The following is a 21,478-nucleotide window of genomic DNA, read 5'->3' as shown; positions in this document are numbered from 1 at the left end:
GTAATTATAAGAAAACAACATAATAACAACAAGAGAAATGGAAAAGGAAATGAAAAAGGTCTTGGTTCTGGGTTCGGGAGCACTCAAAATCGGACAGGCCGGAGAGTTTGACTACTCCGGTTCGCAGGCACTGAAAGCTTTGAAAGAAGAAGGTATCAGCTCCGTATTGGTAAATCCGAATATTGCAACCATTCAGACTTCTGAAGGAATTGCTGATAAGGTGTATTTCCTTCCCGTGACTACCTACTTTGTAGAGGAGATTATAAAGAAAGAACGTCCTGATGGTATTTTGTTGGCATTTGGCGGTCAGACGGCATTGAATTGCGGTGCGGAACTTTATACGCAAGGCATCCTCGACAAGTACGGAGTAAAAGTATTGGGTACTTCCGTTGAGGCTATCATGTATACCGAAGACCGTGACCTGTTTGTGAAAAAGCTGGATGAGATCGAGATGAAAACTCCCGTCAGCCAGGCAGTGGAGAACATGGAAGACGCCATTGCTGCTGCACGTCGTATCGGCTATCCGGTGATGGTGCGCTCGGCCTATGCTTTAGGAGGTCTGGGAAGCGGTATTTGTGCCAATGAAGAAGAATTCCTGAAACTGGCCGAAAGCTCGTTCGCTTTTTCTAAGCAAATTCTGGTTGAAGAGTCTTTGAAAGGCTGGAAAGAGATTGAGTTCGAGGTGATCCGCGATGCAAATGACCACTGTTTTACTGTGGCGAGTATGGAGAATTTCGACCCGTTGGGTATCCATACAGGCGAATCGATCGTAGTAGCTCCTACTTGTTCGTTGGATGCCGAAGAGCTGAAAATGCTGCAGGAACTTTCTACGAAATGTATTCGTCACCTCGGTATTGTAGGTGAATGTAACATTCAATATGCGTTTAATTCCGTAACGGATGATTATCGCGTAATCGAAGTAAATGCCCGTCTGAGCCGTTCTTCGGCTTTGGCTTCCAAGGCTACCGGATATCCGTTGGCGTTTGTTGCCGCTAAGGTGGCTTTAGGATATACACTCGACCAGATCGGTGAGATGGGTACTCCGAACTCTGCTTATGTAGCGCCACAACTCGATTATTATATCTGTAAGATACCCCGTTGGGACCTTACCAAGTTTGCAGGTGTATCCCGCGAAATCGGTTCGAGCATGAAGTCCGTAGGCGAAATCATGTCTATCGGGCGTTCTTTTGAAGAGATTATTCAAAAAGGTCTCCGTATGATCGGTCAGGGAATGCATGGATTTGTGGGGAATGATGATGTTACTTTTGACGATCTTGACAAAGAACTGGCCAACCCGACCGATTTGCGTGTATTTGCCATCGCGCAGGCTTTGGAAGAAGGATATACGATCGACCGCATCTATGAACTGACAAAGATCGATCCGTGGTTCCTCGGCAAACTGAAGAATATTGTTGATTATAAGGCGAAACTTTCTACTTATGATAAGGTAGAGGATATCCCGGCAGACGTGATGCGTGAAGCGAAGATACTCGGTTTCTCTGACTTCCAGATTGCGCGTTTCGTGCTGAATCCTACCGGTAATATGGAAAAAGAAAACCTGATGGTTCGTGCACACCGTAAAGCGTTGGGTATTCTTCCCGCTGTAAAGCGTATCAACACGGTTGCTTCCGAACATCCGGAGCTGACTAACTATCTTTACATGACTTATGCCGTAGAGGGATATGACGTTAACTATTATAAGAATGAAAAATCGGTAGTTGTTCTCGGCTCGGGTGCATACCGTATCGGTAGCTCGGTAGAGTTTGACTGGTGTTCGGTTAATGCTGTACAGACTGCCCGTAAGTTAGGATATAAGTCTATCATGATCAACTACAACCCCGAAACGGTATCTACCGACTATGATATGTGCGACCGCCTGTACTTCGATGAGCTTTCTTTCGAACGCGTGCTCGATGTAATCGATCTGGAACAACCGCGCGGTGTGATTGTTTCCGTTGGCGGACAGATTCCTAACAACTTAGCAATGAAGCTTTATCGTCAGTCAGTGCCTGTTTTGGGTACTTCTCCGATCTCTATCGACCGGGCCGAAAACCGTAACAAGTTCTCTGCAATGCTCGATCAGTTGGGTATCGACCAGCCGGCATGGATGGAGCTTACCAGTCTGGAAGAAGTAAAAGGTTTCGTCGGTAAGGTGGGCTATCCGGTATTGGTTCGTCCCTCTTACGTGCTTTCCGGTGCAGCGATGAACGTTTGTTATGATGATGAAGAATTGGAAAACTTCCTGAAAATGGCTGCCGAAGTATCTAAAGAGTATCCGGTGGTTGTTTCTCAGTTCCTTGAAAATACGAAAGAGATAGAATTTGATGCGGTTGCCCAGAATGGTGAAGTGGTAGAGTATGCCATTTCCGAGCATGTGGAATTTGCCGGCGTTCATTCCGGTGACGCTACACTGGTATTCCCGGCACAGAAGATTTATTTTGCAACGGCCCGTCGCATCAAAAAGATCAGCCGTCAGATTGCGAAAGAACTTAATATTTCCGGTCCGTTCAATATCCAGTTCCTGGCTCGCAACAACGAGGTGAAGGTAATCGAATGTAACTTGCGTGCTTCGCGTAGTTTTCCGTTTGTTTCTAAAGTACTGAAACGTAATTTCATTGAAACAGCTACCCGTATTATGTTGGATGCTCCTTATAGTCGTCCGGATAAGTCGGCTTTCGATATCGACTGGATCGGTGTGAAAGCTTCTCAGTTCTCATTCTCGCGTTTGCACAAGGCAGACCCGGTTTTGGGTGTGGATATGTCTTCTACCGGTGAGGTAGGTTGTATCGGTGATGACTTTTCGGAAGCATTGATGAGCGCTATGATCGCTACCGGTTTCAAGATACCTTCCAAAGATAAAGGAGTGATGTTCTCATCCGGTGCTATGAAGTCGAAGGTAGATTTGCTGGATGCAAGCCGTGCTTTGTTTGCACAAGGGTATAAGATTTATGCTACTGCCGGTACTGCTGCGTTCCTTAATGCACACGGGGTAGATACGACTCCGGTATATTGGCCGGATGAAAAGCCGGGAGCAGAAAACAACGTGATGAAGATGATTGCCGATCATAAGTTCGATCTGATTGTGAACATACCTAAGAATCATACTAAGCGTGAGCTGACGAACGGTTATCGCATCCGCCGCGGAGCCATCGATCATAATATTCCTTTGATTACCAATGCCCGTCTGGCAGGTGCGTTCATCGAAGCGTTCTGTGAGTTGAAACTGGAAGATATCCAGATCAAGAGCTGGCAGGAGTATAAATAAGGTGGATTATAACCAATAAAACCGGGCGATAAAGCTGTACATAGCATGCTTTATCGCCCTTTTTTATTTCTCAATTTTCTTCACTCACAGTTTGAGGTGCTTCTCCTTCCCTATGTGAAGAGGAACATTGTGGAGAACACGCTTTCTTAAAATCTTTTTTTTGTCGTTCCCTGTACTGCCGTGGCGGCATGTTATGTTTTTGCGAGAATATCTTGTAGAAAGTTCCCCGGTTCATAAATCCTGATTTGTCCATGATCTCCTCGACAGTCAAGTTGGTAGAAAGTAATAACTGTTCAGCTATTGCCAGCCGGTATTCTTTGATGATATCAGCAGGAGTTTGCTCTGTTATTTCTTTGAGCTTCCGGTAGAAATGGCGTGTGCTGTACCCTAAAGAACTACTCAGCAGCTCTACAGACAATTCCGGGTTAGTAATATTCTGATCGATAATTTTCATCATCTTCTCGAAGAATACCTTATCTTCTTTATGCAGGAACTGTCCGTCGTCTAATTTGAATGTGCAGAATACAGAGTTGTAATATTCTTTTAAATCTTTTTCCCGTTGGATAAGGCGTTCTGCAAGTTTTATCAGATAATCGGTATTGAATGGTTTGGTGACGTATGCTTCAGCGCCGGAATCAATCCCTTTCATCTGGTCATCAATGCTGTTGAGGGCGGATAAGAGGATCAAGGGAGTATGGGTGAGTAGCTTATCCGATTTTATTTGTTTGGCAAAAGATATTCCATCCGTACCCGGCATCATAATATCCGAAATGATTAAATCGACTGGTCTCAGCTTTAATTGTTCCATTGCTTTTTCTGTATCGTTAAAAGAGAACACGTTGTATTTGTTCGCAAAAATGTCACTTACGAACCATAACATAGAAGGATCGTCGTCAATGACGATGATGGTTTGCCGGGAAGTGTCGTACGTCGGTGTCGGACTTTCTAATTCCATCGTTTCGTTGCCTTCTTGTATCACTGTTTCCATTTCCATTGACATAGGCCGTTCTGTATCGGTGGCTGTTATGGAGAGGGCGGGCAGGATTACTTCAAAAGTCGTAAGCTGATTAGGGGTGCTTGTTACCCGGATTTGTCCGTTCAGCAGAGTTACCATGCTATGGCAGATAGCCAGTCCCAGGCCATTGCGTGGCGATATTCCGTTTTTATTCTGTATCTCAAAATTGTCCAGTATCTTATAACGGTCGAATATTTTTGTAAGATTTTCCTTTTCAATCCCTTTGCCCGTATTTGATATGCGGATATGCAATTGCTCGTTCTCTACGTACTGTTCTATGCTAATCATACCGTTCTCCGGCGTGTATTTAAAAGCATTGGACAGTAAATTGTTGATAATCTTGCTGAAGCAACCGGCATCCGAGTTCCAGTAGACCTCTTTTTCTATTTTTAGCTGATAGTTTATTTTCCTGCTTTCGGCTAATTCATTAAAAGAATCGGCCGTGTTTTGGGTTTGTGCGGAGACGGGCAGCTTTTGGATTTCAAGGGTTTTGTTGCCGGTCTCCAGTCGTCGGAACTCGATGAGCTCCAGAATCAGGGCATTCAGTTTTTGGGCATTTTGTTGAATGATAGAGGCATATTTACGGATATAATTGTCGGTGGAAGGATATGTGAGTATTCTTTGGCAAGGTCCGTAAATCAATGTGAGTGGCGTACAAAATTCGTGAGTCACGTTGGTGAAAAAACGAAGTTTGGATTCATATAGTTCGTTCCGTTGCCGGCGATTTATTCTCTCTATCATCGCGTCTCTTTTTCGGCGATACCGCTTTATGGACAAGTGTATACACCATGCAATAAATCCTATAAAGAGTATGGAGTAGCACCAATAGGCCAAAGAGGTCATGTACCAGGGCGGGGTAATGCGGATCGTTAAAGGTTGCGGGGCACTTTCTTTACCTGTTATGTTGCTCCGGTACTTCACCCACAGGGTATATTGTCCCGGTGCAAGATTAGAAAACATGGTCGTTGTGGATGTTCCGTTCTCTATCCAATTGTCACTTAATCCTTCGATTGTATAGTAATAGGTATAGTTGCTTCCGTTCAGATAGTCGATGACAATAAAAGACAGTCCGAAGAAATTCTGACTGTGATCCAGTTCCAAAACTTTGTGCTTCTGTTTGTCTTCGTGCAGAAACTCATTGATATTATACTCTTTGCCGAAGATGAATAGACGGTTGAATTGCAGAGCGGGCATATATTCTGTCTCTTTGAAATCGTTTTCATGGATACTTATAAATCCGTTGGTACCGCCAAAGAAAAGAGTACCGCTACGTTCATCCTTAAAATAGGCTCCGTCACTGAATTCCGTTACTCTCAAATCGTTTTGCTGGTGATAGGCTTGTATCGTATTCATCCGGGTATTAAATCTTACCAACCCTTGATTGGTACTGAGCCATAGATATTGTTGTCTGTCTTCAAGGATACCGTGAATCGTATTGTTGGGAAAGCCGTCCGTTTCATTATATATATGGTAATTACCGTCATACATTCGTGTCAATCCGAAGCTGGTTCCGAACCAGTAACCGGTTTCATTCTTGAGAATGGCAAATATGTCGTTTACAGTCTGGCTCTTGACTGCTTCATTAAACAGATAAGGTTTCATTCGTCCGGTTTCCGTATTTATCCGATAGGCTCCGTATCCCCGGTTTCCAAACCATAGAATAGAATCGTTTTCCTGGAAAGAAATGAAAAAGTAATTAGATGCACGTTTTCCCCCATCCAATACGGTTCTTTCTGCATCTTTTATTGTAGGTATACCCGATGATGTATTTAGTGAGACTTTTACGATACCTTCTCCAACAGTAGAAATCCAGAGGGTACTGTCATTTTGTTCGCAGATAGAATGGACATATTTTACCGCTTTCCCGCCGGCGGTAACAGGAAATTGTTTTAGTTTTCTTTCTTGATAGGAATAATAATTAATGCCGCTTTCAGTCCCGATCCAAAGCCTTTTCCAACGGCTGGGTGTAAAGCAGTAGACGGAGTTGTCGGTCAGTGCACTGTTGTTTGTGAGCAATCTCTCGGTAGCCGTTGGCTTTCCCTTTTCCGGAGTATATTTAAGCATTCGAAGGATACCGTTTCCTTTAGTTCCTATCCATAATGTTTGTTCGTTATCCAGAAAGAGTGCGCGTACCGGGTTGTTTATCTGGTAAGCGGGAGTATTTAGCAAGGTGTTTTGGATAGAGAATGCATCTGTGAAATACATATACACTCCTTGACCGTCTGTCCCTACCCAGATGATATCTTGAAATTTATCCTTTACCAAGCAAAATATACCACACGCGATATCGGTAGATTGTGTGATATATTTTATTTTCTGGTCGGGTTGGTATTTCAATCGGATAAGACCGCTACTCTTAAAACCAATGTAGTAGTCGTTTTGCTTTTTGATGACCGATGAAATTTCACCTCGTTTTTGTATTTCTGTTTCGACGTCCGTTATGTAATATTTCTTTTTGCTATTCAGATCGTATTCATAGAAAGCATGCGAACTGTCAATGAAATAAAGCAGATTGCTTTCGAATGATACTCCTATTAATTTTTCCGGATGCTGGAAATAATCTTTGATAGAAAGTGTGACGTTTTCACCCTCTTTTTTCAACTGATAACTTTTATTATTGCCGTCTGAAGTAAATATCCAAAGGACATCCGATTCATCCACAACTATCTGCAAAATATTATCGAAAATAAATTTCTCCGTATCTAATCGATGAAATTGTTTATCGCCTTGGCGGAAACAGTAGATATATCCGTCATCTTTCATGAGATAGATGTCATTATCCCGGCTTTTTGCCATTTTATTGGTATCTTTAAACTCTGTGAAACTTTGGACGGTTTGTTGACGGATGTCGAAACGGTCGAGACCGTAGTTGGTCTGTATCCATAGTACATTTTCTTCTGCCTCTATAATATTACCTATGATATTTCCGGAGAAGTTGACCCGGGTGTCGGTTGGTTTATACAAACGGGGAGTGGTTCCGTCGAATATATTAAGACCGTCACAAGAACCTAACCATAAAAGTCCGTTGTTATCTTGGCAAATAGAAAGAATAGCACTGTTGGATAAACCGTTCTGACTGGAAAACTGTCTTACGTTGTATGAGTCTGCTTTTCCGATACTACAACAGAGAAGGAAAAGGATGGACAAAAGAAGATAGTATGGACCGGAAACTCTCATAATAGAAACTGTGAATTTCAATAAATAAAAGGGGGTGTGATTGTTGAGTACAAAGTTAGATAAAAAAGAAAACCGTTCCAAAAAGAGAACTTTAAAAGTATACGATTTCATGACATATATGTTTATAATGTTGCCTTTAGGCTTTAAATATACACTAATGTCATAAAATCATATATTAATTGTCGGGTCGGGCACGTAACTTTGGAACATCTAAACAAAAGGAGGATATAGGGTATTATCTACTTGTTTTTTTAAGGTAAAGATTGTACAGGATGACTTTTAGTGGGATTTTTTATGGCAATGTATAGTTGATGCTACATTGTAAAATTGTTAACTTGAATAATAGTCATGATATGAAGAATATTGTTTTTTTTAGTTTTCTCGTGTTGGTTGCTTTCCAACAACTTTTCGCATATAATTTGAAATCTCCCAACGGTAATCTGATTTTGAAATTTACTCTTGCCGGCAATGGAATTCCTACATATGCTCTATCGTTGGGCGACAAGCAAGTAATAGAAAACAGCAGACTTGGTTTTGAATTAGTTAATGATGATAAGTCGTTTTTGGATGATTTTGAGGTGGGTGATATTCAGACTTCTTCTTTTGACGTAACTTGGCAGCCTGTATGGGGTGAAGAGAAAGATATCCGTAATCAGTATAATGAAATGGCGGTAACATTAGTACAGAAAGAAAAGAACCGCAGAATGCTAATCCGTTTTCGTCTTTTTAATGATGGTTTGGGATTTCGTTATGAATTTCCGATGCAGAAAGACTTGAGGCATTTTATAGTGAAGGAAGAATGCACTCAGTTTGCGATGACTGGTGATCATACAGCTTATTGGATTCCGGGAGATTATTGTACGCAGGAGTATGGATATACAAAATCTAAGATGTCTGAGATCCGGGGGCTGATGAATAAGGCTGTCGATCACCAGAATATAGCTTCGAAGGTAATCGGAGAAGCTGCCGTACAAACAGCTTTGATGCTGAAAACAGATGACGGATTGTATATAAATTTACATGAAGCCGCTTTACTCGACTATCCGTGTATGCATCTTGAACTGGATAGTGAAAATAGAACGTTCCAGTCACATCTTACTCCTGATGCAGTTGGTTTTAAAGGGACATTGCAGGCACCGGGAGTCTCTCCTTGGCGTACTATTATCGTAGGTACTGAAGCAAAAGATATTTTAGCTTCTCGTATCACATTAAATTTGAATGAACCATGTAAAATTCAAGATACTTCATGGATCAGACCTACCAAATTTGTCGGAGTATGGTGGGAAATGATAGCCGGTGGGGGTTCATGGGATTACACATCGGACTATCCTACTATAAAAATAGGCGAAACTGATTATACGAAAGCAAAACCTCACGGCAATCATAGGGCGAATAGTCAGAATGTGAAAAGATATATCGACTTTGCCGCAAAAAATGGTTTTGATGCAGTTTTGGTAGAAGGGTGGAATATCGGATGGGAAGATTGGGTGAGTAATCGGAAAGAATTTAATTTTGACTATGTGACTCCTTATCCTGACTTTGACGTGAAAGAACTGAATGAATATGCACATAGCAAGAATGTGAAACTGATTATGCATCATGAAACTGGTTCGGCATACAGAAATTATGAGCGTCATATGGATGAAGCTTTTCAATTTATGAAACAGTATGGGTATGATGCGGTGAAAACAGGCTATGTGGGGCCGATAGTACCACTCGGCGAATATCATTATAGTCAACCGATGGTTAATCATTTTCAATATGTGGTGGAAAAAGCGGCTAAGTATCGGATTATGGTCGATGGACATGAGGCAGTTCGTCCGACAGGAATCTGCCGGACATATCCGAATTTAATAGGAAATGAATCGGCAAGAGGAAATGAATTCATGTCTCGTGTTCCATTGGGGCATACGACTATTCTTCCGTTTACACGGCTTATTGGCGGTCCGATGGATTTCACTCCCGGAATTTTTGAGTTGGATTTATCTAAAATTAATCCAAATCGTCATGAGAAGATGAAAGCCACGATAACCAATCAATTGGCGCTATATGTTACGATGTATAGTCCGTTACAGATGGTGGCCGATTATCCGGAGAATTATGAACGTTTCCCAGATGCATTTCAATTTATAAAAGACGTAGCTGTAGATTGGGATAAATCAGTTTACTTGGAGGCGGAACCTTATGAATATCTGACGATTGCCCGTAAGGAAAAAGGCTCGAGTAATTGGTTTGTGGGAGGAACGACCGGTGCACAACCGCATATAGCTGCTTTTCAGTTTGATTTTTTGGATCCCGGTAAGAAATACATGGCTACCGTCTATGCAGATGCTGCAGATACTGATTATGAGAACAATCAGCAGGCATACACTATTCGCAAAATGGTGGTAACTAATAAGTCGAAGTTTAAACAATCAGTATCCATCGGCAGTGGTTTTGCTATCAGTTTGTTTGAAATAACAGATAATAAAAAGAAATAGGAATTATAACTTTCCACGAAAGAATTGATAATATATAATTTAGTAGAGATATGAATTTAGAACGTTTTTTATTGCACTCGTTATGTGCGCTTGCTTTGGTCGGTTGTGCTCAGAAGGAACAATCGAATACGAATCCTAACTTGTTGAGAGCTCAGGAAACATTGGATTCTCTTTATCAGAATTACTCTCAACCGGATGGAAATTTATTACGGGAGAATTATCCTTTCGATCAACAGAATACTGTTACTTATCTTGCTTCTGAAGAGCAGGCAAATATGCCGAATCAATATTCGTACCTTTGGCCGTATTCGGGAACGTTTTCAGCTGTGAATGCTTTGTTGGAGGCTACCGGCCAATCAAAGTATAAAGAGTTGCTGGATAAAAAAGTATTGCCGGGGCTGGAAGAGTACTTTGATACCCGTAGGGAACCTCAGGCTTATTCATCATATATCCGGACGGCGCCGTTGTCTGATCGTTTTTATGACGATAATGTGTGGCTTGGCATTGACTTTACCGATCTTTATCAGATGACTAAAGGAGCCGGATATCTTGAGAAAGCCCGATTGATATGGAATTTTGTTGAAAGCGGGACGGATGATCAACTCGGTGGTGGTATTTATTGGTGTGAGCAGAAGAAAGAGAGTAAAAATACTTGTTCTAATGCACCCGGAGCTGTTTTGGCGCTAAAATTATTCAAAGCGACTGGAGACACTCTTTTCTTGTCTCGTGGCAGAGTGCTGTATGAATGGACAAAGACACATTTGCAGGATTCTACAGACTATCTTTATTTTGATAACATCCGATTGGATGGTAAAATAGGGAGAGCTAAGTTTGCTTATAATAGCGGACAGATGATGCAGGCCGCAGCATTACTTTACCAATTGACCGGCATTCCGGCTTATCTGACAGATGCACAAAATATAGCGAAGGAATGTTATAATTATTTCTTTGTTGATTTTACTCCGGCGGATGGTAATACTTTTAAATTGATTAAGAGAGGAGATATCTGGTTTACGGCCGTTATGCTCCGTGGATTTATCGAACTTTACAAGCAGGATAATAATAAGAAGTATCTGGATGCTTTCAACCGGAGTTTGACGTATGCCTGGGATAATGCTCGTGATGATAATGGACTGTTCAATGTTGATTTAAGCGGAGTAGATAAAGACGGAAAGAAGTGGCTGTTGACACAGGCTGCTATAGTGGAAATGTATGCACGTCTGGCTCAAATAAAAGATTTGTAAACAATTAAAGATAAGAAAATATGAAAAACAAAAACATTAGTTTGTGTGTAATTGCAACCGCATTGTTGATGGGGAAGTCTGTGAAAGCAACCGATTTTGTCATTGTAAAAGATAATACGGTCATTGTAAATCAGGCGTGTCTGGCAGCAGCATATAAAACGAACCGTCCGCCTGTAAAGAAGAGATTATTTACTTCTAAGGCTGTTGAAACAGAGATTTTGCGTGTAAAGAAACTGTTGACTAACCAGAAACTGGCTTGGATGTTTGAAAATTGTTTTCCGAACACACTTGAAACAACCGTACATTATCGGACAACTGACGGTAAACCGGATACCTTTGTATATACAGGAGATATTCACGCAATGTGGTTACGTGATTCCGGTGCGCAGGTATGGCCTTATATACAGCTGGCTCATAAAGACCCTGAATTGAAGAAAATGCTCGAAGGTGTAATCCGGCGTCAGTTTAAGTGTATTAATATAGATCCGTATGCCAATGCTTTCAATGATGGTGCAAAAGGAGGGGATTGGATGTCCGATCTGACAGACATGAAACCGGAACTTCATGAGCGTAAATGGGAAATAGATTCTCTTTGTTATCCTCTCCGTTTAGCATATCAATATTGGAAAGAAACCGGTGATGCCAGTGTATTCGATAGCGAATGGATACAAGCTATCACCAATATATTGAAAACATTCAAGGAACAACAGCGTAAGGGAAGAGTGGACTATTATAAATTTCAACGTAAAACGGAACGTGCTCTTGATACACTGAATAACAATGGCTTGGGCGCTCCTGTTAATCCGGTGGGATTAATTGTATCCTGTTTCCGGCCTTCGGACGATGCAACTACTTTGCAATTTCTGGTTCCTTCTAATTTTTTTGCTGTGTCTTCATTGCGGAAAGCAGCTGAGATACTAACGACTGTGAATCAAAATACAAATCTTGCACAGCAATGTACCGATCTTGCGGAGGAAGTCGAAACGGCATTGCAGAAGTATGCAACTTACAACCACCCTAAATACGGCACCATTTATGCTTTTGAAGTAGACGGTTTCGGTAATCATTTATTGATGGATGACGCGAATGTACCCAGTTTGTTAGCAATGGCTTATTTGGGAGATGTAGATATAAACGATCCGATTTATCAGAATACACGTCGTTTTGTATGGAGTAAGGATAATCCTTATTTTTTTAAAGGTAAAGCTGGTGAGGGAATTGGTGGTCCACACATCGGTTATGATATGATATGGCCGATGAGTATCATGATGAAGGCATTTACCAGTCAAGATGATGAGGAAATAAAAGATTGTGTCAAAATGCTGATAGATACAGATGCCGGTACCGGATTCATACACGAATCTTTCCATAAGGATGATCCTGCTAATTTTACCCGTGCATGGTTTGCTTGGCAGAACACTTTGTTCGGTGAATTGATTCTGAAACTGGTGAATGAAGGGAAAACTGATTTGCTGAACAGCATACAATAAGCAGTTTGTGATAGTATACAACTGGGAGTCTAACCTTCCGGTTGTGTGCTGTTTTTTATGAAAACATAAATAGGTCTTAAGCAAAATAACACGAATAACATGAAATTTCAAAGAATCACTATTACATTTTTACTAATCTTGGCACCTTTTTGTGTAATGGCACAGAAGTGGTATACTTCTGATGTAGATGAGAAGGTAGATAATATTTTGAGAAAGATGACTGTAAAAGAAAAGTTATCTTATATCGGTGGAATTGATTGGATGTATACGAGAAACATTGATCGTTTAGGAATACCCCGTATGAAAATGTCTGATGGACCGCAGGGGCTCGGTACTCATGGACAGTCTACTGCTTATCCGGCTACGGTATTGTTGGCTGCTACTTGGAATGAAGATCTTGCCTATGAATATGGTAAGTCCTTAGGACGTGATTGTAGAGCCAGAGGGATTAATGTATTATTGGGACCTGCAGTGAACATATATCGCGCTCCTATGTGTGGCCGTAATTTCGAATATATGGGAGAAGACCCTTATTTGGCGGCACGTATCTCTACGGGATATATAAAAGGGGTACAAGACCAGGGAATTATGGCTGTCATCAAACACTTTTCTGCTAATAATTCCGACTATGACAGGCATGAAATAAGCAATGATATTGATGAAAGAACATTGCATGAAATTTATTTTCCGGCATTCAAGGCAGCTGTTCAAGAGGCTGGAGTAGCTGCTGTCATGACTAGTTATAACTTACTCTATGGTGTTTATACGACAGAGTCTCCTTGGTTGTTGAAAGGTGTTTTGAGAGATGAATGGGGGTTCAATGGGGTACTTATGTCTGATTGGGGGTCTACCCATCATTGCATTCCGGCTGTAAAGGCTGGGCTTGATCTTGAGATGCCAGGAGGGACGAGAAAACCGGAAGAACTTGCTTATTACCTCAAGACAGGTGATATAACTATAGAAATGATCGATGAGATGGTGCGTCATATTCTACGCACAATGGTTGCGTTTGATTTTCAGAATGGGATGAAAGCAGATAAAAATATTCCATTAGATGATCCGAAAGCAGCTGAAGTGGCATTAGATGTGGCAAGAGAGGGTATTGTTTTATTGAAAAACACACAGAATACCCTACCTATTAACACGAAAAAAGTGAGAGACATTGTAGTGGTTGGTAAAAACGCGCATGGGTATGTACATGGTGGTGGTAGTGGTTCTGTAAATCCTTTCCATTATGTAAGTATGTACGAAGGCATTCAAAAAGAAGCTGCAAAACATCATGTAAATGTGACTTATGTAGATGAACTTGATTTCTTACCCGAGATTTTATATACAAAAAGTATGGGTGAGAGAGGTTTACATGCTGCTTATTTTAATAATAAAAATCTATCTGGAAAACCGGTTTTTGAACGTACGGAGAATAAGATCAACTATTCTTGGACGAAAGGCACAGGGATAAAAGGACTTGGTAAAGAAAACTATTCGGTGCGATGGACAGGTGTGATACGCCCTGATATCACGGGAGAATATGAATTTTCTGTAGGTGGTGACGATGGTTATCGTCTGTTTATTGACAATGAACTGGTAGCCGATCAGTGGGAAATAGGTAGCTTTCGTAATTCTTCTGTGAAAAAGAGATTGGAAGCAGGTAAGGAGTATGATATACGTTTCGAATATTTTCAGGAAGGCGGTGGGGCAGCTGTTGCTTTGATTTGGGAGTATAAAGGTGAAAAGCGAGATCCTTTTGTAGAACGGTTAGATCGTGCGGATATGGTAATAGCTTGTTTTGGGCATAGTTCGGATACGGAAGGAGAAGGCGCTGACCGTACTTTTGCATTACCTGATGCTGATGCAAAGATGATTACACGAGCATTAAAATGTAAAAGGCCGGTAGTCGGTGTTGTTAATGCGGGAGGGAATGTAGAGATGCAAGCATGGGAACCCGGATTAAAAGGTTTGTTGTGGGGATGGTATGCGGGACAGGAAAGTGGTACGGCTGTTGCTGATATACTTTTTGGTAATGTGAATCCCTCAGGTAAATTACCGATGACTTTTGAAAAGCGATGGGAGGATAATCCTGCTTATGATAGTTATTATGATCCGGATGGTGATAAACATGTTGCTTATACAGAAGGAATATTTATTGGTTATCGTGGTTATGATAAATTGCAACGCGAGGTACAATATCCTTTTGGTTATGGTTTGTCTTATACGGATTTTCGCCTTTCCGATCTGTCTGTTTCCAATCCGATGGTCGATGGTTCTGTAGAAGTGACGTGCAAACTCACCAATACAGGAAAACGTGATGGTGCACAGGTTGTGCAGTTATATGTTGGGAAAACGGGGGGAATCGTAGAGCGTCCCGAAAAAGAATTAAAGCAATTCAAAAAGGTCTTCTTGAAAGCGGGAGAATCGATAACGATAAAAATGTTGTTGTCTAAGGATGCATTTACTTATTATAATATAGCTGCAAAGAGCTTTTTGAAAGATAAAGGTGATTATCATATAATGTTGGGATTTTCTTCCCACGATATATGTGTACAGAAAAATGTTCGTATTCTTTGATAATAGTTTGAATAATGAATTTTAATATGTGGCTGGTTCTGTCGTAACTGGAAGTTATTAGGATCGCCACATGCTATTTTGTATCTTTTTCGATCGAAGACGTACTTTCTGCTCTGTGAAGATAGTGGTATGAGAGTTGATAAGAAGTTAATAAAAGAACTACGGCCCGAATTCTTTGAATTCGGGCCGTAGTTCTTTTATGTGTATTCAATAAATCTTTTGATTTTATTGATTAGAGGAAGATTGGGTTATTCCCGGCCAGTCGTCTGTGCGGAAAGGAGAGGCGGGAAGTCCCGCTTTATTGTATAAAGTACATTCCGGATTATTGGCCCAACCATAGCGTACAGCTATTGGGAAAGTGATTTTTGGGGAAGAGACAATGACCTTATCACCGATTATTTTTGCTTCGGCCGGGTAGAATATATGGTCTGCTCCGGCGATCGTAAATCCTTTTAATTCGCCTCCTTGAGCAATCAATGAACCGTTAGTGTGTTTGAAAAATATTTCTATTTCGTTGTTTCTTAACTGCATGTGACTATAAATAGGTCCGGAATAGTTAATATTTTTTCCATAGGTTTGGTTAAGGGCTATTAATGAAAGCCGACGTCCTACTTCCTGTTTGTTTTTGGGGTGAATGTCATTGGCATCACCTATGTCGATTGTAACAGCCATGCCTGTGTTTTCCAGGCTTAAAGTTCTGGTTTGAGCTTCACGTAATTCGGCCCAAGCCGATTCTTCCGGCTTTTCTGAACGTTGCATGAAGTTAGCCAATTGTACGAAATAGAAAGGAAAGTCTTTGTTCCATTTAGTACGCCAGTCACGAATCATTAAAGGAAACAAGTCGCGGTATTGGTAGGCACGGTCTGCATTGGCTTCTCCTTGATACCAAATAACGCCTTTCATTCCGAATGGGATAAGCGGATGTAACATTCCGTTGTATAGTACTGTCGGGTAGAACTGGCATGTCTGGAATGACAGAGGTTGTTGTGGTACTTCGTTTTTATTGAAAATACTGATTTGCTGTTGCCATTCTCCTGCCAAAGATATTCTTCCTTTACCGTTTGTGACATAAAGCATGGAGGGATCTCCCGGAATTCCACTGTTTCCTCCGGTATCTCCTAAGCGAATGGTTAATATGTTTTTTCCCTTTTTCAATAGATTACGTGGAATTGCATAGTGACGTGCAGTACCTATGCCATACGTACGACCTATTTCATGGCCATTGAAAAAGGTTATGTCATCGTCATCAATTTGGTTCAGTTCTACTTTCAAATCTTGCTTTAACCATTCATCCGGTAGGTCTATTTCGCGACGTAACCAGATGAATCCTTCAAAACCGGGATTGATTTGTTCTTCTATATATCCTGGAATTTGTATGGTCCCCCAGGAAGAAGTGTCGTAATCAACTTCCGCCCATAAGGGGTGTTCATTGTTGTATCCCGGGTCTTTTTGTCTGACTTGTGCTTCCCATTCGTTCATCATCCGATTGTATATGGCTATGGCTTCCGGCATATTGTCTTCTGCTTTTCGGGTAAGCGCTATTTGTTCGTGAAATTCCCACATGGTATCCAGTGTTTTACCGCTCGTCCAACTTTCGGCTGGAGTTCCTCCCCAGGTCACATCAATAACTCCTATTGGTACGTTTAATTTTTGATTTAATTCACGGGCAAAGAAATAGGCTACTGCCGAGAAATTTTCTACGGTTTGTGATGAACAGTTTTGCCATCCTCCCATTGTGCTTTCTCCTTTTGTAAGAGGGATAGGACTAATGGTCTTTTTCACTTGGTATAAACGGATATCAGGATGATTGGCCTGATTGATTTCTTGTTGGAAATTCATTACTTTTCCCCATCCTTTAATAGGCATTTCCATATTGGATTGCCCGGAGCATATCCATACTTCTCCAATCATAACATTGGATAGCTTGATCTCTTTACCATCTGAAATGCTGATATCATAGGGACCTCCTGCATTTGGTGTTTGAATTTCGATTTTCCAATTTCCTTCGGAGTCGGTAGGGGCGATATAGGTTTTTCCATCCCATGAAGCGGTGAGCTTTACCTCTTTTCTTTTGCCTGCCTGCCCCCATATCGGGATCTGAGTTTGTTGCTGTAAGACCATGTTATCGGAAAATATTGCCGGTAATACGGGTTTTGCATTCATACTCCAACAAAAAGATGCCGCCAGAATGGCGAATACTGCTATTTTTTTTGTTATTTTCATGTTCTTATATAGAGATGTGGGTATTATTCTTTAATTAGTTTTAATGAATACGATTGTCCGGCTTTTGTATAGGCTTGTATCAGGTAAATGCCTTTATCCATGTCGTCTATGTTAAATACCTTGTTGGAGAATGTTTTTTCTGTTTTTCCGGATAGACTGAAGATTCTTACTTCATTTATCAGTTCCGAATTGGTACCCTCTATTGAACAATAACCTTTAGTTGGGTTTGGAGACAGATAAAGGTCGTTTACGGAGGCAGAGGGTGCAAGAAGCCCGGTGCCGCCATCGTCTTCATTTACGGGATACTCCAGGATCAATCCTGCATCGATGTATTGGCCACCCGAGAATTGAGTGCATTTTACAGCAATTAAATTTTCTCCGGCTTTTAAAGTTGCTTTGGCTTCCTTACTGACATCTACTGTTGTGTAATTACTGGTGTATCCGGTTGTACTGAAAGCCAATACTCCGTTGATATAAACTTCACAGTCGTCATCGTGATAAAGCGTCAGGCGTAGATTGTTACGGAGTTTCTCGTCTTTTTCTGCTACGTTGAATTTCTTTCTTAAATAGATATGGTTGCTTTTCCATTCTGTATTTACTGTGGATTTATTGTCATAAGTGGTGTTAGGTGCGCCTCCATCACCGAAACCACTAACTCCGGTATTCCACGAAGTATCATTGAAAGTTATAGTATTCCAATCCTCGGCTGGTGTGTTGTTAGTGTATTTCCATTGAACTTTTTTAGCTCTTAATGCTGTAGGGACCAGCTCGATGGCAGAAGACTTGATTGTGTGTGAAATCTCTTTTTTGATTTCTTCTTTCTGTTGTTCATTTACTTTTACGACTTTCCGGTCATAGGTTATCAGGCCATTGACTTCTCCTTCCAAATCGGTGAGCTGTGTGTATACGGCACCTCCCAATCCATCGGCTTGCAAAGGCTTCAGCAAATCTGTATAGCTATTGAACAGATCTTTCAATTCTTCACCGCTATTTACCGATACATATACCATATCACTGTTTTTCCAGACATGGTCTTTTATAACATAAGTGATTCCACCATATTCTCCACATACAGATATCCGGTTGGAAGTAGGATTGGGAAGCATACCAGGGCGGGGATAACTGTGCATATCGGCTACTTGTCCTACGTTATCAAAAATCACCCAACCACTGGCAGAACTGACGATACGGGTATCATCTAAAGCTTTGATCCGGTTATAGGCATTGCGGGTATGGTTACTATTATCCGCATACTGTCCGAATCCTTCATTAAAGGCAATCCAGGTGACGATACACGGGTGATTTTTCAGGTTGCTGACAATGTGATCGCATTCACTCAGGAAATTCTTTTTTACCCATTCGTCATCACCCAATAAGTTTTGATCCGAACCGGCATTTACCATGTCTTGCCATACCAATAACCCCAGTCGGTCACAATGATAATACCAACGTGCCGGTTCTACTTTGATATGTTTGCGTGACATGTTAAAGCCTAATGCTTTGGTCTGTTCAATGTCGAAAATCAATGCATCATCGCTTGGCGCGGTATATAAACCATCGGGCCAGAAGCCTTGGTCCAGAGGACCGAATTGAAAAATCGGTTTGTTGTTGAGCATGAAACAGGCTTTTCCGTTTTCACTTCCCATTGATATTTTTCGCATACCGAAGTAGCTTTTTACTTTATCTACGGTTTGATTGTTGGAACGTAATTCTATTTCTACATCGTAAAGGAAAGGAGAATCGGGACTCCATAATTTAGGTTGTGCAATCGGCAATTCGATGGTTTGAAATACTTTGCCGATTTTCTCTGTGACTAAAGAACCTTTATCATAAATGCGTATGATGGCTTGACATGAAAGTGCATTGTTTCCGTTTATTTTTATTTTGACCAGACTATTGTCCACATCGGGAATAATACTTAATTCACTGATATGACTATTATTTACTCCCTCCATCCATACAGTCTGCCAGATTCCCGATGAAGGGGTATAGAAGATACCGCCATTCTGAATTTTTTGTTTTCCAACGGGTTGTCCTCCGGCATCAGTAGGATCCATGAACTGGACTTGTAATTCTTGCTCTCCTTCTTCTTTTAGAGCTGAGGTTATATCAAAGCTGAACGGGTCATATCCTCCTGTATGGGTGCCTACTTGTTTTCCGTTCACATAAACTTCACATTTCCAGTCCACTGCACCGAAATGGAGAAGAATGTTTTTACCTTTCATTTCGGAAGGAATGGTGAATGTCCGGTTGTATAGATAAGTTTTGTAAGGGCGTTCTTCATGGTCAGTTAGCATTAAGCCGGATAATGCTGATTCAATAGGAAATGGAACTAAAACTTTCTTGTCGAAAAGTTGGGCAGAACGGTATCTTCCCATGCCGATACTTTCTTTAAAATCCCAAATTCCATTCAAATTGAGCCAGTTATCACGTACCATTTGCGGGCGAGGGTATTCTCCTAATACATTTTCCGGATCGATAGTATCATACCACGGAGTTGTTATGGGCGATTTCTTTTTCCTCCATTGAGTCTGAGGCTTTTGGTTGATAGAAGCATTCTTACCGAACAGTTGCCATTGCAATAACTGGAAGTTGGAACTGCCATTTGTTTCTTGCATTCTTAGGCGGAAAGCTTGATATCCTTTTGTGCTGTTTACTTTGAACTTCATAGTTGCTAATCGGCAGGGAAACAGGAAATCGTGTCTTTCATCGATCGTTTCCCAAGTATACCCGTTGTATCCTTCTATATTCCAGGATTTCAGATCTCTGTCTATTGCATCTTCACAGGAAGTTAATGTGTAATATTGTAATGCTTGGGGCTGTGCGGGTTCGGTTATGACAAAGAAGGTATTGGCGGACTTTCCATAATATTTGGTAGATAATTTGCGGTCGAATAAGTTGAGAAAGCTATGTCCGTTTTCACCTTCCGGTGTTGCACTGGTGTGTTCTTCTACAGGAATTCCGGCCATCATGTCTTCAACGAATGCTTCTCCGGATTCAGTGAAGGGAATTCCGAACAGTTGTAGTTCGGCAACGCTGACACTTGGGTGTCCGGTTGCTTTCAAGCGATAATAACGTGCAGTCTCCGTAACGGCGTTCGAAGTGTTCCGGTCTATCTGAAAAATAGTAGAATATTCGTGCGATTTGGAAGAAGAGGGGATTACCATTTTCCAGTTTAGTGCATCTGCCGAATATTCCAATATCCATTTACCTACGTCTTCGGTACTCGTTTTTCCTGCGGATAATAGATATCCTGTTAATAAAACAGGTTGTTTACAATCGATTGTAATTGTTGCAGATGTTTTTTCGGGTACATTATATAAGGTATTGTAATTATTATCTGTTAGATTCTCGAGTGTTTCATTATCATCGGACGAACTTATTGTCGCATCATCTGTGAAATCGTAGGGATATACATTTTCATCGATGTACTTATCGGATTTGCTGATGATGAACCGCACCAAGTTTGGTCCGTAGTTTTTTAACGGAGTGATTTTGATGTTGTTTTTACCGGTATCAAAGTGCAGGTAGGTTGTTGCGGTATTGGCATCAGCCGGATTTCCCCACGAAGCGGTTGTTTGTGGAAATTGGACGATGACAGGGTCGTAGTTATTTACAGTTATTGACATTGGGCGGTTGGTGTCTCCTGTCAGGTATTTGATGTCAAATTTATAGGTTCCGGCCTTTTCTATTTCGATTTCTGTATATTCGAGTGAGGAACCGAATGTAATGTTTTCTACTATTTTTCCATTCTCATGTTCTGATATGGTAGGACCATTTCCTTTTAATTGAGCATTGGCTGCTTCTAATGTGATCGGTAGTTTGGTATTTACTGTTCCTGTATGTGGAATAAGTAATAATACGAATGTTAAAACGAGGGAATAAATTTGTATTTTCATGTGCATATAGGTATGATTAATAATATTACAAAAATAGCTAAAATAACGATGCCTATGACTGGTAGTGTGTTTTAAAAAGGGACATAATATGCCAAATGAGTATTTGATTCACTCATTTAG

At 41.0% G+C, this 21,478-nt stretch carries 8 protein-coding genes; 5 read left to right on the top strand and 3 right to left on the bottom strand.

What is annotated here, in order from left to right; translation table 11 throughout:
• The first annotated feature begins 37 nt into the window (after window positions 1-37).
• Window positions 38-3,265, top strand: coding sequence for a carbamoyl-phosphate synthase (glutamine-hydrolyzing) large subunit (gene carB / locus HMPREF1532_RS19785; protein ID WP_005934236.1), 3,228 nt, complete (start codon window positions 38-40; stop codon window positions 3,263-3,265).
• A 70-nt stretch (window positions 3,266-3,335) separates the two neighbouring features.
• Here the strand turns inward: carB and HMPREF1532_RS19780 are convergent, their stop codons facing one another.
• Entirely contained in the window at window positions 3,336-7,457 is a 4,122-nt protein-coding gene (locus HMPREF1532_RS19780) for a hybrid sensor histidine kinase/response regulator transcription factor (RefSeq protein ID WP_044097597.1), read from the bottom strand.
• A 353-nt stretch (window positions 7,458-7,810) separates the two neighbouring features.
• Here HMPREF1532_RS19780 and HMPREF1532_RS19775 point away from each other — a divergent pair, with 353 nt between their 5' ends.
• The 4 genes from HMPREF1532_RS19775 to HMPREF1532_RS19760 all read left to right on the top strand — a co-directional run bounded on the left by HMPREF1532_RS19775 (window position 7,811) and on the right by HMPREF1532_RS19760 (window position 15,236).
• Window positions 7,811-9,937: a glycoside hydrolase family 97 protein gene (locus HMPREF1532_RS19775; protein WP_005934233.1), complete on the top strand. Its 2,127-nt coding sequence runs from the start codon at window positions 7,811-7,813 to the stop codon at window positions 9,935-9,937.
• Between the two features lie 50 nt (window positions 9,938-9,987).
• A complete protein-coding gene (locus HMPREF1532_RS19770; RefSeq protein ID WP_005934231.1) occupies window positions 9,988-11,181 on the top strand; it encodes a glycoside hydrolase family 76 protein in 1,194 nt (397 codons plus the stop codon).
• A 20-nt stretch (window positions 11,182-11,201) separates the two neighbouring features.
• The gene (locus HMPREF1532_RS19765; protein WP_005934229.1) at window positions 11,202-12,671 is read left to right on the top strand and encodes a glycoside hydrolase family 125 protein; all 1,470 of its coding nucleotides are present in this window, start codon (window positions 11,202-11,204) and stop codon (window positions 12,669-12,671) included.
• Between the two features lie 99 nt (window positions 12,672-12,770).
• The gene (locus HMPREF1532_RS19760; RefSeq protein ID WP_005934227.1) at window positions 12,771-15,236 is read left to right on the top strand and encodes a glycoside hydrolase family 3 C-terminal domain-containing protein; all 2,466 of its coding nucleotides are present in this window, start codon (window positions 12,771-12,773) and stop codon (window positions 15,234-15,236) included.
• A gap of 225 nt (window positions 15,237-15,461) precedes the next feature.
• Here HMPREF1532_RS19760 and HMPREF1532_RS19755 read toward each other — a convergent pair whose 3' ends face one another.
• Together HMPREF1532_RS19755 and HMPREF1532_RS19750 are read right to left on the bottom strand one after the other, a co-directional pair.
• Window positions 15,462-17,459 (bottom strand): sialate O-acetylesterase, encoded by a 1,998-nt coding sequence (locus tag HMPREF1532_RS19755; RefSeq protein ID WP_005934225.1) that lies wholly within the window; start codon window positions 17,457-17,459, stop codon window positions 15,462-15,464.
• 23 nt (window positions 17,460-17,482) lie between these two features.
• Window positions 17,483-21,358 carry a glycosyl hydrolase 2 galactose-binding domain-containing protein gene (locus tag HMPREF1532_RS19750; protein WP_244266453.1) on the bottom strand — a complete coding sequence of 1,292 codons (3,876 nt, stop codon included), beginning with the start codon at window positions 21,356-21,358 and terminating at the stop codon, window positions 17,483-17,485.
• Window positions 21,359-21,478: the final 120 nt, after the last annotated feature.

It is taken from the genome of Bacteroides salyersiae WAL 10018 = DSM 18765 = JCM 12988 (assembly GCF_000381365.1).
GTDB classification, from domain to species: Bacteria; Bacteroidota; Bacteroidia; order Bacteroidales; family Bacteroidaceae; genus Bacteroides; species Bacteroides salyersiae.
Note: the sequence above shows the minus strand (reverse complement) of the source record. Positions and strands in the feature narration are given on the sequence as shown.

Bases quoted from the DNA above. Each gene is read 5' to 3' on its own strand.
- carB (WP_005934236.1), top strand. From the start codon at position 38: ATGGAAAAGGAAATGAAAAAGGTCTTGGTTCTGGGTTCGGGAGCACTC.
- HMPREF1532_RS19780 (WP_044097597.1), bottom strand. From the start codon at position 7,457: ATGAGAGTTTCCGGTCCATACTATCTTCTTTTGTCCATCCTTTTCCTT.
- HMPREF1532_RS19775 (WP_005934233.1), top strand. From the start codon at position 7,811: ATGAAGAATATTGTTTTTTTTAGTTTTCTCGTGTTGGTTGCTTTCCAA.
- HMPREF1532_RS19770 (WP_005934231.1), top strand. From the start codon at position 9,988: ATGAATTTAGAACGTTTTTTATTGCACTCGTTATGTGCGCTTGCTTTG.
- HMPREF1532_RS19765 (WP_005934229.1), top strand. From the start codon at position 11,202: ATGAAAAACAAAAACATTAGTTTGTGTGTAATTGCAACCGCATTGTTG.
- HMPREF1532_RS19760 (WP_005934227.1), top strand. From the start codon at position 12,771: ATGAAATTTCAAAGAATCACTATTACATTTTTACTAATCTTGGCACCT.
- HMPREF1532_RS19755 (WP_005934225.1), bottom strand. From the start codon at position 17,459: ATGAAAATAACAAAAAAAATAGCAGTATTCGCCATTCTGGCGGCATCT.
- HMPREF1532_RS19750 (WP_244266453.1), bottom strand. From the start codon at position 21,358: ATGAAAATACAAATTTATTCCCTCGTTTTAACATTCGTATTATTACTT.